Here is a 16686-nt window from a genome sequence, read left to right on the forward strand (position 1 = left end):
AGAAGCTTTATAGGAGGACATGGATCATGGAAATGGAAACGCGTTATGCAAACCACCCGGAAGAAATTAAAAGATTTAATACGGATGAATTAAGAGAAAATTTTTTAGTTGAAACCATTTTTGAACCAGGAAAAGTACATTTAACTTACACCCATGCCGATCGCATGATTTTTGGTGGAGTAACACCGGCAGAAGAAGAATTGACCATTAAGCTCGATAAAGAATTAGGGGTCAGTTACTTCCTTGAACGCCGTGAGCTGGGAATTATTAATATTGGCGGAGACGGTCTTGTCATTTTGGATGGCGAGGAATATAACATGAAACGTCGTGATGGTCTGTATGTCGGCAGGGGAACGAAGGAAGTATTATTCCGATCAAAGGATCCAAAGAACCCTGCGAAATTCTATATTAATTCAACACCAGCCCATCATACCTATCCAACAGTAAAGATCGATATTAATGAAATTAAACCCTTAGAGGCTGGAGCTCCGGGAACCTTAAATGAACGGAAAATCTATCAATATGTCCACCCAAATGTATGTGAAAGCTGTCAGCTTCAAATGGGACTAACCATGCTATCTCCGGGAAGTGTTTGGAACACCATGCCTTGTCATACTCATGAGCGGCGGATGGAAGTCTATTTATACTTTGATATGGAGCCCGATACTCGCGTTTTTCATTTCATGGGGAAACCGGATGAGACAAGACACTTAGTCATGAAAAACGAACAAGCAGCTATTTCACCCAGCTGGTCTATCCATACAGGGACTGCTACTAGTAACTATACCTTTATTTGGGGGATGTGCGGAGAGAACATTACTTACGATGACATGGACCATGTCAAAATGGAACAACTAAGGTAACAGAATCATTTTAACAAAAGGGGGTTTAAGGATGACGCTTCAATTGAATGAATTCTCATTGGATTTTTTCTCATTGGCGGGAAAGGCCGCGATTGTTACAGGTGGTAACACCGGACTTGGTCAAGCCTATGCGGTAGCGCTTGCTAAGGCAGGTGCCGATCTATTTGTTGTCACCCATGGAACTAATTGGGATGAAACGAAGGGACTTATTGAAAAAGAGGGTGGCCGGGTAGAATTTTTCCAGGCTGATTTAGCGAATAGAGAAATCATTAAGGAAGTCGTATCTGAGTGTCTAAAGGCATTCGGTAGAATTGATATTCTTGTGAACAATGCAGGCACCATTCGCCGTGCACCGCTTCTAGAGTATCAACAAGAGGATTGGGATGCGGTGATGGACCTTAATCTAAATGCTGTTTATTTTCTAAGCCAAGAAGCTGCAAAAGTGATGATGGAACAAAAGAGTGGGAAAATTATTAATATCGCATCGATGCTGTCCTTCCAAGGCGGAAAATTTGTCCCTCCCTATACGGCAAGTAAACATGCCGTTGCAGGTCTGACCAAGTCATTTGCCAATGAATTAGCTGAATATGGAATTCAAACAAATGCGATTGCGCCAGGATATGTTGCAACGAAAAATACGGCTCCTATCCGTGAAGATGAAAAACGAAATGCAGAAATTCTATCACGTATTCCGGCAGCAAGGTGGGCTGCCCCTGCCGATTTAATGGGTGCCGTCGTTTTCTTAGCAGGCAAAGCGTCTGATTATATGAATGGACATACACTTGTTGTAGATGGCGGATGGCTGGCAAGATAAATTTGAAAAAGTAAGCCCTAGTCACTTCACGATACGGCTTACTTTTTTTATCATTAGCAAATTCGAGGTGGTTGAAGCATGAATATTGGTATAAGGGCACATGATATTGAAAACTTGCCATTAGAGGAATTAGTTAGAGAGATCTCTTCTAAAGGGCTTACTTCCGTTCAGTTAGCGTTAAACAAATCTTTTCCTGATATAAACACCGGCTTAGGGAGCCTTAGCCCTGGAATGGCCTATCATATCGGAAAAGCGTTCCGCCAGGAAGATATTCAAATTGCCGTCTTAGGATGTTACATCAATATGATCCATCCAGATTTGAATGAAAGAAGAAAAGCGTTGGACCGATTCAAGGAGCATCTTCGCTTTGCCAGAGATTTTGGATGTAGTATTGTTGGAACCGAAACGGGAAATGTTAACGCAGAAATTGTCTATACAAAAGAGAATTTTAAAGAAGAACCGTTTCTTGAAGTGGTAAAAAGTGTTCGAGAGCTTGTGGAAGAGGCAGAGAAATTCGGAGTAATAGTTGGGATAGAGGGTGGAATTAATCACCCTGTATATTCTCCAGGAATGATGAAAAGACTCCTCGAGAGTGTCAATTCTAACAATCTTCAAGTTATCTTTGATCCAGTAAATTATTTAACGATTGAGAACTATCAAAACCAAGAAGCTGTAATCGCAGAAGCATTTGAACTATTTGGAGAACGAATCATTATCCTGCACGCCAAGGATTTTATAATAGAAGATAATAGTATAATGACAACAACCGTTGGAGAAGGAATGCTGAATTACGATACATTGTTCAAATTTATAAAAGAGAAAAAACCGTTCATCAATATATTACTAGAAGAAACAAAGGAACCATATATTGATAGAAGTATCTCCTTTCTCAGAGAAAAATATAATCGGGCATAATGTCCCATTATATATTTTTCCTTAATTAGTCATACAAAGCGATATGATAATAAGAAAAGAGGTATTTTATGACCTTCCAACATCAAACAATACTACCATCGATAAAAAATGGAAAAGGGCTTGAGCGGTTTTTGGAGAGTACGTACGAATATGGGGTTGTGTTAGATTCTCAGATTGCCCAAATCCCGAGTTTTGTTAAAGCCGCAAATCGGGTAAACAAAAAGCTGTTTATTCACGTTGACTTAATCCAAGGGTTAAAGAATGACGAACATGCAGCTGATTTTTTATGCCAGTTAGTAAAACCGGCTGGATTAATTTCTACTCGAGCGGCCGTTATCACTAAAGCGAAACAAAAAGGGATCTATGCGATTCAACGATTATTCTTGCTTGATTCCAATGCAGTCGAAAAAACGTGTGAAGTCATCAAGAAAGTACAGCCAGACTTTATCGAGGTATTGCCAGGGGTTATTCCAAGTATGATTCGAGAAATCAAAGAGACGACAGGTATCCCTGTGTTCGCTGGAGGATTAATCCGAACGGTCCATGATGTCAACAAGGCGATTGAAGCGGGGGGCATTGCTGTGACGACATCTAAAGTGGACCTTTGGGATTACTATTCAGAAAAATAATCCGGGGGATTTCGAATGGAAAAATATATTTTATCACTTGATCAAGGAACCACTAGTTCACGGGCGATTATTTTTAATAAAAAAGGAGAAGTCGTGTATTCTGCCCAAAAGGAATTCACTCAGTATTTTCCAAAACCAGGCTGGGTCGAGCACGATGCGAATGAGATTTGGGGAAGTATCTTATCCGTTATTGCTTCTTGTTTATCGGAATCCGGCATTAGCGCGGGACAAATTGCGGGGATCGGGATTGCCAACCAACGCGAAACAACGGTCGTTTGGGATAAACAGACAGGAAAGCCCGTTTACCATGCCCTTGTTTGGCAATCAAGACAAACAGCTTCCATTTGTGAGGAGCTAAAACAAGCTGGCTTTGAAGAGAAAATCCGTCAAAAAACAGGCTTGCTTATCGATGCTTATTTTTCAGGAACGAAAATAAAATGGATCCTCGATCATGTTGAAGGTGCTCGGGAAAAAGCGGAAAGAGGAGAACTTTTATTCGGAACGATTGACACCTGGCTAATTTGGAAATTATCTGGCGGGAAAGCGCATGTCACAGACTATTCGAATGCGTCACGCACATTGCTTTACAATATTCATGAATTGAAATGGGATAAGGAGATCCTAGAAGCTTTGGACATTCCTGAATCGATGCTTCCAGAAGTAAAGCCGTCCTCAGAAATATATGCTCACACCATTGAATATCACTTTTTTGGGAAAGAAGTACCAATTGCCGGAGCAGCTGGTGATCAGCAAGCGGCGCTATTTGGCCAGGCGTGTTTTGAAGAAGGAATGGCAAAAAATACGTACGGGACAGGCTGTTTTATGTTGATGAATACGGGTGAAAGCGGCATTAAGTCAGATCAAGGCCTACTGACCACCATCGCCTGGGGGTTGGATGGTAAAGTCAGTTATGCTTTAGAGGGCAGTATTTTTGTCGCAGGCTCTGCGATTCAATGGCTGCGAGACGGAATGCGGATGATTAAAGATGCAGCAGATACAGAAAGTTATGCGAGCAAGGTTCAATCAACAGAAGGGGTTTATGTTGTTCCAGCCTTTGTTGGATTAGGCACGCCGTATTGGGACAGCGATGTAAGGGGAGCTGTCTTTGGTTTAACGAGAGGGACGTCCAAAGAACATTTCATTCGGGCCACATTGGAGTCACTGGCATACCAGACAAAAGATGTGTTAGCAGCGATGGAAAAGGATTCCGGCATTTCCCTTAAAGCACTAAGGGTAGATGGGGGAGCGGTGAAGAATAATTTCTTAACGCAATTCCAAAGTGATCTCTTAAATGTGCCGGTGGAAAGGCCGGTTGTGAACGAGACAACAGCCTTGGGTGCGGCGTATTTGGCTGGTTTAGCAGTCGGCTACTGGAGCAGCAAAGAGGAAATTGCAATGCAATGGCAAATTGATCGAACCTTTGAAGCTGAAATGGATGAAAACCAACGAAATGCCCTATATGAAGGCTGGCAAAAGGCAGTAAAAGCGGCCATGGCATTCAAATAAAAATTTTTGCATCATCAGTAAGAATATGGTATATTTTTAATAAGTTAATATATTGGTTGGAGATTAGGAGAGACCAAACAACGTATACAAGAATACACTTGTATAGGTTTGTTTTGGTCTCTTTTTGTTTTTGCTTATATGGAAAAAATTTCAAAATAGGAGCGATTGAAATGGGGACTTTTTCTAGTAAAAAAAGATTGGAACAACTTTCAACAATGTCAAAAGAAAATCTTGATATTTTAGTGATAGGTGGAGGAATTACTGGCAGTGGCATTGCCCTTGATGCCACCACACGAGGAATGAAAGTGGGTCTTGTTGAAATGCAGGATTTCGCAGCAGGTACCTCAAGCCGGTCCACGAAACTGGTTCACGGCGGCCTGCGCTATTTAAAACAATTCGAAGTGAAAATGGTAGCGGAAGTGGGGAAAGAGCGTGCGATTGTCTATGAAAATGGCCCTCACGTCACGACGCCTGAGTGGATGCTGTTACCCATTCAAGATGGTGGAACGTTCGGCAAGTTCTCCACTTCCATTGGCTTGAAGGTGTACGATTTTTTAGCAGATGTTAAAAAAAATGAACGCCGCAGTATGCTTAGTGCATCTGAAACACATAAACGTGAACCGCTGTTAAGAAAAGAGGGACTAAAAGGCGGCGGCTATTATGTGGAATACCGTACGGATGACGCAAGATTGACAATCGAAGTCATTAAACAAGCCGTCGATAAAGGGGCACTAGCCGTAAACTACGCAAAAGTAGAAAAGTTACTGTACGATAATGGAAAAGTGGTGGGGGCAGAAGTGGTGGATCAGTTGACCAACAAAGCCTATAAAATATTTGCGAAAAAGGTAGTCAATGCAGCGGGTCCTTGGGTTGATTCTGTTCGGGAGATGGATCAGTCGAAAAAAGGAAAGCATCTGCAATTAACAAAAGGAATTCACCTTGTCTTTGACCAAAGTGTTTTCCCGCTTAAACAAGCAATTTACTTTGATACACCCGACAAGCGAATGGTATTTGCCATTCCTAGAGATGGCAAAACCTATGTTGGCACGACAGATACGGTGTATAACGAGGATATGGCCAATCCGCGCTTAACGAAAGCGGATAAAGAGTATGTAATCAAGGCGATTAACTTTATGTTTCCAGGAGTAGGGATAACGGAAAAAGATATTGAATCCAGTTGGTCGGGGTTAAGACCACTTATCCATGAATCCGGGAAATCCGCATCAGAAATTTCTCGTAAGGATGAAATATGGGAATCCGAGTCTGGCTTAATCACGATCGCCGGAGGGAAATTAACGGGCTATCGAAAAATGGCTGAGATGGTCGTTGATTTATTAAACCAACAGTTCATTCGAGAGGGTGTTGGCGATTTTGGAAAATGCCAAACCAAATATTTGCCTATTTCTGGTGGAGATGTTGGTGGTTCGAAAAATTTGCCTGCTTTCATAGAAGATAAGACAAAAGAAGGAGTAAAATTAGGACTTACAAATGAACAATCTCAAAAACTTGCTAAGCTTTACGGTTCCAATGTCGATAGCTTATTCGCGTTAGTAGATAAATATAATGAGGCTGCCTTAACCTTCGGTCTGCCATTGGATGTTTACGCTCAAGTCATGTATGCCATCCATGAAGAAATGACCGTAACACCTAGTGACTTTTTTATTCGAAGAACCGGTGCGTTGCTGTTTAATATGGATTGGGTCCACCAATGGAAGCAGAAAGTTGCAGAATTAATGGCGAATGAACTAAATTGGAGCAATGACCAATTAGAACATTACCAAATTGAAATAGAGATGTTTATCCATCAAGCCACGACCGCCGTTGACGAAGACCAGGGGGACGGTTCTAGTGGCGCTGAGTTTTGGAAAGAGGAATCAGCGTGATCAGGGGGACGATTCTTGCGGTCGAAATACCATGAGAACCATCCCTGTGGTTCTTAAAAACCAAAAGGCACAACCAGCTGCTTTCAGCTAGTTGTGCCTATTTAAAGCAAAAACTTTTATAAAAATAGTACCAATGAATCGCCTTATGCGACTTGTTTTTCGTGATGTACTTTGTCGTGTTCTTTGATTTTATGACCTTCCCACTTAGAAATAACAATGGCAGCAAGTGAGTTACCAACAATGTTTACACATGTACGTGCCATGTCTAGCAGCCTGTCTACGCCTAAAATAAACGCCAAGCCCTCTACAGGAACACCAACACTTCCTAACGTTGAAAGCAGAACAACAATCGAAACACCTGGGACACCAGCAATCCCTTTCGAGGTAATCATTAAAATAAGAACTAATGTGATCTGGTGGCCAATGCTCATATGAATGCCATACATTTGCGCAATAAACAACGCCGCAATTGCCTGATACAATGTAGAGCCATCAAGATTAAAGGAATAACCAGTCGGTATGACAAAAGATGTAATCCCTTTCGGACAGCCGATCCGCTCCATTTTTTCCATAATTTTAGGAAGAACCGTTTCCGAACTCGCAGTCGAATAGCCGAGAATTAATTCGTCTTTCAAATAAGCTAATAATTTGAAAATGTTATAGCCCGCGATTTTCGCCACAATACCGAGAACCACGATCGTAAAGAAGGCCATCGCACCATAAACGGTAAAGACTAGTTTGCCAAGCGGAATAAGTGATTCTAAACCAAATTTTGAAACCGTAACACCGATTAAAGCAAACACCCCTAATGGAGCAAGCTTCATAATCTGATTGGTTACATAGAACATGGCATCAGCGGTGCCTCTAAAAAACTCAATAATCGGTTTGCCTTTTTCACCAATTGCTGCAACACCAATACCAAACATAACGGAGAAGAAAATAATCGCCAGCATATCTCCATTTGCAAAAGCCTGAACCACATTGGTCGGTACGATATTTACAAAAGTATCAATATGAGAGTGGGACTCCGTTGCTTTTTCCGTTGTAACATAGGAACTGATATCTGATTTAATAAGTTGTGAACGATCCACGCCAGAACCTGGATGGAAAACATTCGCTACTAACAAACCAACAAGTATCGCAATCGTTGTAATGATTTCAAAATAAAGAAGTGTTTTACCGCCGAGCTTTCCTAACGATTTCATATCGCCAGTACCGGCTACACCCACAACAAGGCAGGAAATGACAATCGGAACCACGATCATTTTAATTAATCGTAAAAAGATGGTTCCAATCGGCTGTAAAAATTGCTCTATATGTGGATTGCCATAAAAAATGGCTCCCACAGTAATACCAAGGACTAAACCAATAAAAATTTGCCATGCTAAACTAATTTTTTTCATTCGCTTCTCTCCCATCGATACATTTTTTGATACTATTATAGTAGAAAGTATTATGCAAACGATTTCACTATTAACATTAACGTACAACCTACGATAAACTACAAAAAACTACAAAGTTGAATAAATAATTTTTATAATTAACAAAATTTTTCAACTATAGATGGGGGATAATGGTATTCGCGATAAATTATTAGCGTATTTATTTATGATCATTGCTGTGCCCATTACAGGCGAATTAAAGTATTACCCAATAAGCGGTGCTGATTTAAGATTCAGCATGAGTACAACTGTTTTCTTCTTTATATTGTTATGGTCACGTAAGATCCATCCTGTTTTGGCCGGCTTTTTAACAGGAAGTGCAGTTGTTTGTTTTCGGATCATTCTGGACAAGGTTGAAGTTGGCTCATTCCATTTCCCTAACCATTTTCCCGTGTTTTTTTATTACATGGTCTACGGCCTGTTTTTTCATATTTTTAAAGTGAAAAAATTGTATCACCGGCCGCTTCTCATTGGTCTGCTTGGAATGGTGCTTGAAATCATGGGTAATTTTACTGAAATGACCATTCGTCATTTTACAACCGATATGAAAATGACAAACTCGAGCTTCTTCATTATTGTGGGGGTTGCGATCATCCGCAGTTTCTTTGTGCTCGGTTTTTTCAATACGATCTTAGTACGTGAAACAAGGCTGGCTGAAGAGCAGCAACGGAAGCGGACCGAAGAGGTTTTACTATTAGTCTCAAATTTATATGTAGAAATGTTTCAATTGGAAAAATCAGCGAAAAATGCGGAGAAGTTAACCAGCGCCTGCTACTCCATTTATCGTGATTTAAAAGCTCTAAACATTCCAAATCAAGCGCAGGAGATGCTGAAAATCGCAGGGGAATTACATGAAATTAAAAAAGATAATCAACGCATATATGCCGGTTTGTCCAAATTAATGGCCAAAGAAAAGCTAGATGACTTTATGAACATTCGGGAAATCATTTCTGTTGCAACCATCTCAAATAATAATTATAGTGAGTTGCTAGAGAAAACGATTGATTTTCAGGTGATAATTCACAATGAACATCCCAAGTACCGTACCTTTATCATCCTTTCCCTAATCAATAATCTTCTCGCCAATGCTGTGGAAGCCATCCATCAGGAGGGGCAGATTGTGGTAACAGTTGAAAGGATTCAAGACTTTGTCAAAATAACGATAAAGGATAATGGAAGCGGAATTTCTGAAAAAAATAAAGTGTATATTTTTGAACCAGGCTTTACAACGAAATATGATCAAGCTGGAATTGCTTCAAATGGAATCGGTTTATCTTACACAAAAAATGTCATCGAAAATCTCAACGGTAAAATTCACCTGATTGAGTCTTCAAAAGAAAAAGGAACAACCTTTGAAATTCTACTTCCGGTTGGAAATTTAATAAAAAAGGAGTGATTACCGTGAATTTTTTTATTATCGATGATACTGCCACTATCAGAGGGATGCTCTCTAATATTATTGAAGAAGAAGGATTGGGTACGGTGGTCGGGGAGGCAGCGGACGGCGCTGAAGTGAATGCTGATAACCTTGCCATGCTGGATGTCGATATCCTAATGATTGATCTGCTCATGCCCGTAAGGGACGGGATTGAGACGGTGAGAGAAATCGCTCCCTCCTTTCATGGAAAAATCATCATGATCTCTCAAGTCGAAACGAAGGATATGATTAGCGAAGCGTATTCCCTAGGTGTCGAGCATTATATCACAAAGCCGATTAACCGCCTTGAGGTGGTAAGTGTCATTAAGAAAGTAAGTGACTACTTGGTGCTGGAAAAATCACTTCATAACATCCAAAAATCATTAAGCTTTTTAACGAAGCACAATAGAAACGATCTTCCTTTTGATAATACTCGTCAGGAAAAACAACCTTCGTTTAATTCCGCTGCTAAAAGTATCCTTCTTGAACTTGGGATTGTAGGTAAGAGTGGTGAAAAGGATCTCTTAGATCTTTTACCGATTTTGCACCAATGGGACACGGAAGGAAATCGGGATATTCCGCCTTTAAAAGAGCTATATGAGCAGGCGGCCAAAAAGCGGCTCGGTTCATCCATTACACCTGAGGCAGTAAGAAAAGAAGGTAAAGCTGTGGAACAACGGATTCGCCGAACCCTCCAACAGGTTCTCGAGCATCTTGCCTCACTGGGTTTAACTGATTTTGCCAACCCTACATTTGAGTACTACTCATCCAAATTGTTTGACTATACCCAAGTACGAATGAAAATGCTCGAACTCGAAGGAAAAAACCAAACTACAACCACCCGAATTGACATCAAAAAATTCTTCCATGCTTTACTCATGGAGACGAAGGTTAGGATGAGACGGGGAGACCACGGGGACGGTTCTCGCGGCTTTTTTTGAGCCATGAGAACCGTCCCTGTGGTGATTCCTGTGGTGATTTTTGCCATTGTACCGGCAGAAATTATTATAATATAATTTTTTAATTTTTCAGAAAATGCTTGCGAATAAGTAGAATCTGGAGTAATCTATTTATAGAAATTGTATACAATCAAGTATTCCAAAAGAAATACAATAAAAGCCTTTTAGTAAGCTTTTATATTTCTCATTCTGGGATTCTTAGTCGATGCTTATCATATTGAAATTTAAAAGAGAGGGCTAACGAAAAATGAATTCCAAGGAATTAGAAATTTACAAAAAGATCAAACAAGCGATTCTCCAACGAAAACTCTTTCCAAATATGCAATTGGTTGAAAAGGAAATTGCCAATTCTTTTGGAGTTAGCCGAACTCCAGTCCGTAATGTACTTCGGAGATTGTCCTATGAGCGGCTGGTAAAAATTATTGAGAATAAAGGTGCATTTGTTACCTGTTCTTCAAAAGAAGAAGCAAAAGAAGTATTTGAAATGAGAAGAATTCTTGAGGCAGAGGCAGTTCGAAAAGCTTGTCGATTATATAACCAGGAACAGATTCAAGAACTTGAAAATTTGGTTCAAGAAGAATTAAGAGAAATTGAACAGGGAGAGTACATTGAAGCATTGCAAATGTCTGGAGATTTTCATTTGAAAATAGCAGAAATGGCGGGCAATTCTTATTTTTACCAGTATCTTGAGGATTTAATTTCGTTAACGTATGTTATTATTTCCATTTATGGCAGGGGGAAAGAGAGAAATGGGACATGTTGTAACCATCTTGAAATCTTTCATGCGATCAAACAAAGAGATGAAGATTTAGCTGTAAAATTAACTGTCGATCATCTGAAAGAAATTGAATCGAATCTTCATTTTAGCGATATCCTTCCGCTCTCCACATCTTTTTCGGAACTTCTTACGTAAAAATATAAATTTTTTTGAATCGACTGAAAACGCTTACCCCTTTTTAGGCAGTACTTATAAAACGTTAGTTCATGCTGGATGTTCTTCTTCTCCTTTATAGATCTTTTAGTAGGAGAGGATTTTACATATTAATTTATTAAGGTGGTGATCGAACAAATAGATCAGAATATCAATTTTATCTTTTTTTGCCCACAAGGTGAAACGTAGTTGCTCAATAAACAACTAAATGTTGATGCTTCAGAAAACGTCTCATTGGGGGAGAAAGTCTCCAACATATAAAAAACCATTATTCATAAATAGGAGGATTAGGGGATATGAACTATGATTTGGTCATAAAAAATGGAAATGTTGTGTTGAAGAATTCTGTGGAACAGGTTGATATTGGTATTAAGAATGGAAAGATCATCGAAATATCCCCCAATATTACGGATACCTCAAAAGAAGTGGTTGATGCTTCTAATCAATTTGTCCTGCCAGGGATGATTGATACCCATGTTCATATTTGTGAGCCTGGGAGAAAGGAATGGGAAGGCTTTGAAACAGGGACAAAGGCTTTGGCAGCAGGTGGAACGACCGCTTTTGTCGATATGCCTTTAAATGCACTTCCAGCTACCACTGATAAAGAGTCGTTAAGACTAAAATTACAATCTGCAGAAAACAAAGCCTATGTTGATTATGCGCTATATGGGGGATTAGTTCCAGGAAACATTGATGATTTAAAAGATCTCTCTGATGAAGGTGTAGTAGCCTATAAATGTTTTATGGCGACATGCGGCACGGATGAAATTGGTGATTTCAAAAATGTGGATGACTACACACTTTTCCAGGGAATGAAGAAATTGGCGGAATTAGGGCATGTTCTCTCCATCCATGCGGAAAATGCAGAATTCACGGATAACTATGCGCTTGACAAAATCAAGCAGGGGAAGGCAAGCATTCGAGATTATGTAGAGTCCAGACCAGTTATTGCCGAAGTGGATGCAGTAAGACGAGCTTTATTTTTAGCAAAAGAAACAGGGTGTAAACTGCATTTTGTTCATATCAGCAGTAAACGTGCGGTAGAGGAAATTCTAAAAGCGCGTAAAGAAGGCCAAGATGTTACTTTAGAATCTTGTCCACACTATTTTACCCTTGATTTGGAAGCATTTGAAAAAATTGGACCTGTTGCTAAATGTGCACCTCCATTACGTGAAAAAGCAGAACAGGATCTATTATGGGAAGCTCTTTTGGAAGGAAAAATTGATATGTTGACTTCCGATCATTCCCCATGTCCTCCTGAAATGAAGCAAAGCGATACAAAAAATATTTTTGAAATCTGGGGAGGAATCAGCGGCTGCCAAAATAATGTTGATTTAATGTTTGATGAAGCGGTTAAAAAACGTAGGTTGCCTATAAATCGTTTTGCCCAGATGATTGCAGCCAAACCTGCTGAGAGATTTAATTTACCTCAAAAAGGAAGTATCGACTTCGGAAAAGATGCAGATATCATCCTCATCGATCCGAATCAAACCTATACTGTCCAGAAAGAAGACTTATATTATCGTCATCAGCAAAGCCCGTATATTGGCCGGACCATTAATTGCCGGGTGACGAAAACCTTTGTTAGGGGGCAGCTAGTATTCGATCTTGAAGAGGGAATAGTTGGAAAACCAATAGGTAAGTTTATTTCCGCCAACAGTAGTTTAGTAGAAATTTAATTTATTTTATCGAAACAACAAAACCATTCCATACCAAGGATTTGCCCATGTGGTTCTCGCTTTGTTATGGGATTGAATCAGGCTAAGGAGGATGTCAGTTGCTGGACCTCAAGCGAAAAATCAACGGTCAGAGAATATCTCAAAGAATTGATGAGTTAGGAAGGATTTCTAAATCATCAGAGGGTGTAACTCGGTTGGCCTTTACACAAGAGTTCCAAGAAGGGCAAAAGTTAGTTGAAAAATGGATGATTGATGCGGGGATGACGGTTCGCGTTGATCACCTTAATAATATTATCGGCCGTTATGAGGGAATGAATCGGGAGGCGCCTGCCATCCTAATTGGGTCACATCTCGATACTGTGATTGACGGTGGAAAATATGATGGAATGCTAGGGGTTATTTCCGGGATTGAAATCGTAAGTGCCCTCTCTGAAAGCGGATACAGAATGGAAAACCCAATTGAGGTTATTGGGTTTAGCGATGAAGAGGGAGTTCGATTCCATACAACTTTTTTAGGTAGTAAGGCAATTGCGGGTACATTTAAAGAAGAGACCTTATATGCAATGGATGAAAAGGGAATTTCGTTAAGGGAAACATTAAAACAATTGGGATTGAAGCCTGTTCGATATCAAGAAGCCGCCTATCATCCAAATGACGTTCTATGTTATCTTGAGCTTCACATTGAACAGGGGCCTGTTCTAGAAGATTTAGGTCAACCGGTTGGGGTTGTAACAGGTATTGCCGGTGCTTCCCGGTATACCTTTAAAATAACCGGTTTTGCAGGGCATGCCGGCACAGTTCCCATTCTACTAAGAAAAGATGCTCTTATCGGTGCATCCGAATTTATTCTTGAAATTGAAAAATTGGCTAAGGAGAATGCTCCTATTGTAGCAACCGTAGGAATGTTAACTGTTAATCCCGGGGCAAGTAATGTGATACCAGGTGAAGTAACCGGTACATTAGATATTCGTGACACAGATATTAACAGGAAGGAGCGTGTTATAAAAGAAATCTTCCGTACTGCGCATGAAATTTGTAAAAAACGTCATTTAACTTTCGAGTATAAGAAAGTCATGGAAACAGCACCAGTCCTTTGTGATCAAGAAATGAAGGCTGCCATTGAAGCTGCCATTCTATTAAATGGAATGAACCCGATTTCATTAGTCAGTGGTGCCGGGCATGATGCGATGGCGATGGCTGACCTAACAAAGATAGGAATGATCTTTGTCCGTTGTAAGGGCGGGATCAGCCATAATCCAAAGGAATTCGCCTCGGTTGAAGATATGGAAATGGGAACCATGGTTTTACTGGAATCTATTATTCAGTTAACCAGCAATCATAAAAACAAAATTAAGGAGAGTATAAGATGACAACTAAAACATTAAGTCCAGAAAAACAACAAATTATCGATTTTATTGATGAGCAACAAGAAAACTTAATTGGCTTTTTAAAAGGGCTTGTAGCGATTCCGTCTGATAATCCTCCAGGTGACTGCCAAAAAATTGCAGAACATATTTTTCAGAGCCTAAAGGATTTTCAATTTGAAAATGTTTCAATCAATGAAGTAGAAGAAGAAAAAGTGAAAGCGGTTGGAATGATTAAGGCCTCCAATGTGGTGGGATTTCAAACGTTCGGAAACACTAAAGGTCCGGAAATCACTTTAAACTCTCATGGGGATGTGGTACCTCCTGGTCTTGGCTGGACGCAAGATCCTTATGGTGGCAATATTGTGGATGGAAAACTTTATGGCCGCGGTGCGGCTGTTTCAAAATCGGATATCGCTTCTTTTACATTCGCTGCATTAGCCTTAAGGCAATTAAAAGAAACATTAAACGGAAAAATTTCATTGGCATTTACGTTTGATGAAGAAACTGGCGGTGACATCGGACCAAAATGGCTGCTCGAGAAAGGGCTAATAAACCCTGATATGGCAATTTGTCCGGGATTTACATATTCCCTTGTCAATGCTCATAATGGCTGCCTGCATTTGGAAGTAAAATTAAAAGGCAAGTCTGCACATGCTGCAGAGCCGCAATATGGACATGATGCCCTGGAAGCGATGACAGGTGTATTAAGTGCACTTTATGAATACAGAAAGGGTTTCACGAAGATAAAATCCAATATTCCTAATGTTGGTTCTCCTAATCTAGTAGTTGGATTGATTTCAGGTGGTATTAATACGAATGTTGTCCCTGATACAGCTTCGATTCGTCTTGATAGACGATTAATTCCTGAAGAAAATCCACAGGCTGCAGAAGCTGAAATTCGGAATGTCATTGCCGAAGCACTTGAAAATTATCCAGGGGTGGAAGCAGAAGTTAATCAAATTTTATTGGCACGCAGTTTTGGCCCTGTACCTGTCAATTCTCCATTGGTACAATCTTTCGCCGCAAATTGGTCAGAAATTATGGATGGAGAAGAGCTTCCAATAGTAGGTTCTCCGTTGTATACGGATGCTCGTCACTTCTATGAAGCAGATATTCCCGTTGTTTTATTTGGTGCTGGCCCTAGAACATTATTGGAGGCAAATGGGCACCGTGCAGACGAGCATGTGAAAATAGATGATTTAATCAAAGCAACGAAAATTGTTGCACTATCATTATATGATCTATTAAAGGAACAAAACTAAAAATAGGGTGTCCCAAAAAGTATATCTTTTAGGGGCACCCTCGTTTTGTTTATTGCTCTGACTCTTTTCTGTTGAGTTGCTCATTTAATTTTTTTCTATTGAAGCAACATGAATATTCTTGGAAAAAATGATTTCTTTTAGCATATCGACATTTTTATTTGAATATAAGTTAGGCTTTGTCACCCAGTAAAATTTTTGAAACATTTTATGTCCATCAATTCTCAAGACTTTTAAGGTTCCCTTTTGCACTTCGTTTTGTACAGCCGAGTAGAATACAATTCCTACTCCTAACCCATTTTCTACAGAACTTTTCAGTGCCTCTGTATCTCCTATCTCCATCGAATTCGAGGGGGTAAATTCAATTCCAAGTCGTCTCAATGTATCCTCTGCAAGCTTATGAGAACCGGTTTCCATAATAATAAAATTTGCTTCAAGAAGCTCTTTGATTCCTAATTCATGGTTTTTGGCCCAAGAGTGATCTGGTGAGATGATTAAAACAATCTCATCTTCAGCGAATGGTTCTGCTATCAGCAACTTCATTTGTATTTCCTCAACTATGAGTGCCACATCAATTTCATCATTTAAAAGTTTTTGAATAACTTCTTTCGTTTTCCCAACCTTCACATGAATAACATTATCAACCATATTTTTTTTGCACTGGGATATTATTCTTGGGAGAAAATAAGTACCTATGGTTAAACTTGTACCAACTTTTATTGGGTTATTGCTAGTCTTTTGTTCTTGGGTTGCTAGGAATGATTGGTCATATAAAGAGAGAATTTTCTCCGCATAGGTTACTAATGTTTCGCCTGCAGGAGTCAATAATACATTCTTCGAGCGAATAAATAATGGAACATTGTACAACTTTTCCAGGTTTTTAATATGTTGACTAACAGCAGGCTGAGAAATATGTAATTTTTCTGCTACTCTAGAAAAATTCTTATCCTTAGCCAGGGTTAAAAAAATACGATACATTTGCTCAATATCCATAGGATTCCCTCTTCCTTATAACTATAAGC

Annotated in this window: 14 protein-coding genes; 12 read left to right on the plus strand and 2 right to left on the minus strand. The window is 39.7% G+C overall.

Annotated features, from left to right (window positions below; translation table 11 throughout):
• The first annotated feature begins 32 nt into the window (after nt 1-32).
• From kduI to LC455_RS17170, 6 genes are all read left to right on the plus strand, one after another.
• Entirely contained in the window at nt 33-863 is an 831-nt protein-coding gene (kduI, locus tag LC455_RS17145) for a 5-dehydro-4-deoxy-D-glucuronate isomerase (protein WP_223592745.1), read from the plus strand.
• Nucleotides 864-894: 31 nt separating this feature from the next.
• Nucleotides 895-1677 (plus strand): 2-dehydro-3-deoxy-D-gluconate 5-dehydrogenase KduD, encoded by a 783-nt coding sequence (kduD, locus tag LC455_RS17150; protein WP_223592558.1) that lies wholly within the window; start codon nt 895-897, stop codon nt 1675-1677.
• 78 nt (nt 1678-1755) lie between these two features.
• Nucleotides 1756-2592, plus strand: coding sequence for a sugar phosphate isomerase/epimerase family protein (locus tag LC455_RS17155; protein WP_223592560.1), 837 nt, complete (start codon nt 1756-1758; stop codon nt 2590-2592).
• A gap of 68 nt (nt 2593-2660) precedes the next feature.
• A complete protein-coding gene (locus LC455_RS17160) occupies nt 2661-3221 on the plus strand; it encodes a glycerol-3-phosphate responsive antiterminator (RefSeq protein WP_223592562.1) in 561 nt (186 codons plus the stop codon).
• Nucleotides 3222-3236: 15 nt separating this feature from the next.
• Complete coding sequence (glpK, locus tag LC455_RS17165; RefSeq protein ID WP_223592564.1) at nt 3237-4727, plus strand: glycerol kinase GlpK; 1491 nt, start codon at nt 3237-3239, stop codon at nt 4725-4727.
• Nucleotides 4728-4897: 170 nt separating this feature from the next.
• On the plus strand, nt 4898-6610 hold the full coding sequence (locus tag LC455_RS17170; RefSeq protein ID WP_223592566.1) for a glycerol-3-phosphate dehydrogenase/oxidase: 1713 nt from the start codon (nt 4898-4900) through the stop codon (nt 6608-6610).
• A gap of 143 nt (nt 6611-6753) precedes the next feature.
• Here LC455_RS17170 and LC455_RS17175 read toward each other — a convergent pair whose 3' ends face one another.
• The gene (locus LC455_RS17175; protein WP_223592568.1) at nt 6754-8013 is read right to left on the minus strand and encodes a cation:dicarboxylate symporter family transporter; all 1260 of its coding nucleotides are present in this window, start codon (nt 8011-8013) and stop codon (nt 6754-6756) included.
• A 205-nt stretch (nt 8014-8218) separates the two neighbouring features.
• On the opposite strand from LC455_RS17175, the gene LC455_RS17180 reads away from it, so the two are divergent.
• From LC455_RS17180 to LC455_RS17205, 6 genes are all read left to right on the plus strand, one after another.
• On the plus strand, nt 8219-9448 hold the full coding sequence (locus LC455_RS17180; protein WP_223592570.1) for a sensor histidine kinase: 1230 nt from the start codon (nt 8219-8221) through the stop codon (nt 9446-9448).
• Between the two features lie 5 nt (nt 9449-9453).
• A complete protein-coding gene (locus LC455_RS17185; RefSeq protein WP_223592572.1) occupies nt 9454-10410 on the plus strand; it encodes a response regulator in 957 nt (318 codons plus the stop codon).
• Nucleotides 10411-10675: 265 nt separating this feature from the next.
• Entirely contained in the window at nt 10676-11341 is a 666-nt protein-coding gene (locus tag LC455_RS17190) for a GntR family transcriptional regulator (RefSeq protein ID WP_223592573.1), read from the plus strand.
• A 314-nt stretch (nt 11342-11655) separates the two neighbouring features.
• Nucleotides 11656-13038 carry an allantoinase AllB gene (gene allB, locus LC455_RS17195; protein ID WP_223592574.1) on the plus strand — a complete coding sequence of 461 codons (1383 nt, stop codon included), beginning with the start codon at nt 11656-11658 and terminating at the stop codon, nt 13036-13038.
• 98 nt (nt 13039-13136) lie between these two features.
• Nucleotides 13137-14408: an allantoate amidohydrolase gene (locus tag LC455_RS17200; RefSeq protein WP_223592575.1), complete on the plus strand. Its 1272-nt coding sequence runs from the start codon at nt 13137-13139 to the stop codon at nt 14406-14408.
• Nucleotides 14405-15667: an ArgE/DapE family deacylase gene (locus LC455_RS17205; RefSeq protein ID WP_223592576.1), complete on the plus strand. Its 1263-nt coding sequence runs from the start codon at nt 14405-14407 to the stop codon at nt 15665-15667. Before LC455_RS17200 ends, LC455_RS17205 begins: the two co-directional genes overlap by 4 nt.
• 84 nt (nt 15668-15751) lie before the next feature.
• On the opposite strand, the gene LC455_RS17210 is transcribed toward LC455_RS17205, so the two are convergent.
• Entirely contained in the window at nt 15752-16657 is a 906-nt protein-coding gene (locus LC455_RS17210) for a LysR substrate-binding domain-containing protein (protein WP_223592577.1), read from the minus strand.
• Nucleotides 16658-16686 lie beyond the last annotated feature (29 nt).

This window comes from Neobacillus bataviensis, assembly GCF_019969725.1.

Coding starts and splice junctions, on each gene's coding strand:
- kduI (WP_223592745.1), top strand. CDS start 33: ATGGAAACGCGTTATGCAAACCACCCGGAAGAAATTAAAAGATTTAAT.
- kduD (WP_223592558.1), top strand. CDS start 895: ATGACGCTTCAATTGAATGAATTCTCATTGGATTTTTTCTCATTGGCG.
- LC455_RS17155 (WP_223592560.1), top strand. CDS start 1,756: ATGAATATTGGTATAAGGGCACATGATATTGAAAACTTGCCATTAGAG.
- LC455_RS17160 (WP_223592562.1), top strand. CDS start 2,661: ATGACCTTCCAACATCAAACAATACTACCATCGATAAAAAATGGAAAA.
- glpK (WP_223592564.1), top strand. CDS start 3,237: ATGGAAAAATATATTTTATCACTTGATCAAGGAACCACTAGTTCACGG.
- LC455_RS17170 (WP_223592566.1), top strand. CDS start 4,898: ATGGGGACTTTTTCTAGTAAAAAAAGATTGGAACAACTTTCAACAATG.
- LC455_RS17175 (WP_223592568.1), bottom strand. CDS start 8,013: ATGAAAAAAATTAGTTTAGCATGGCAAATTTTTATTGGTTTAGTCCTT.
- LC455_RS17180 (WP_223592570.1), top strand. CDS start 8,219: ATGATCATTGCTGTGCCCATTACAGGCGAATTAAAGTATTACCCAATA.
- LC455_RS17190 (WP_223592573.1), top strand. CDS start 10,676: ATGAATTCCAAGGAATTAGAAATTTACAAAAAGATCAAACAAGCGATT.
- allB (WP_223592574.1), top strand. CDS start 11,656: ATGAACTATGATTTGGTCATAAAAAATGGAAATGTTGTGTTGAAGAAT.
- LC455_RS17205 (WP_223592576.1), top strand. CDS start 14,405: ATGACAACTAAAACATTAAGTCCAGAAAAACAACAAATTATCGATTTT.
- LC455_RS17210 (WP_223592577.1), bottom strand. CDS start 16,657: ATGGATATTGAGCAAATGTATCGTATTTTTTTAACCCTGGCTAAGGAT.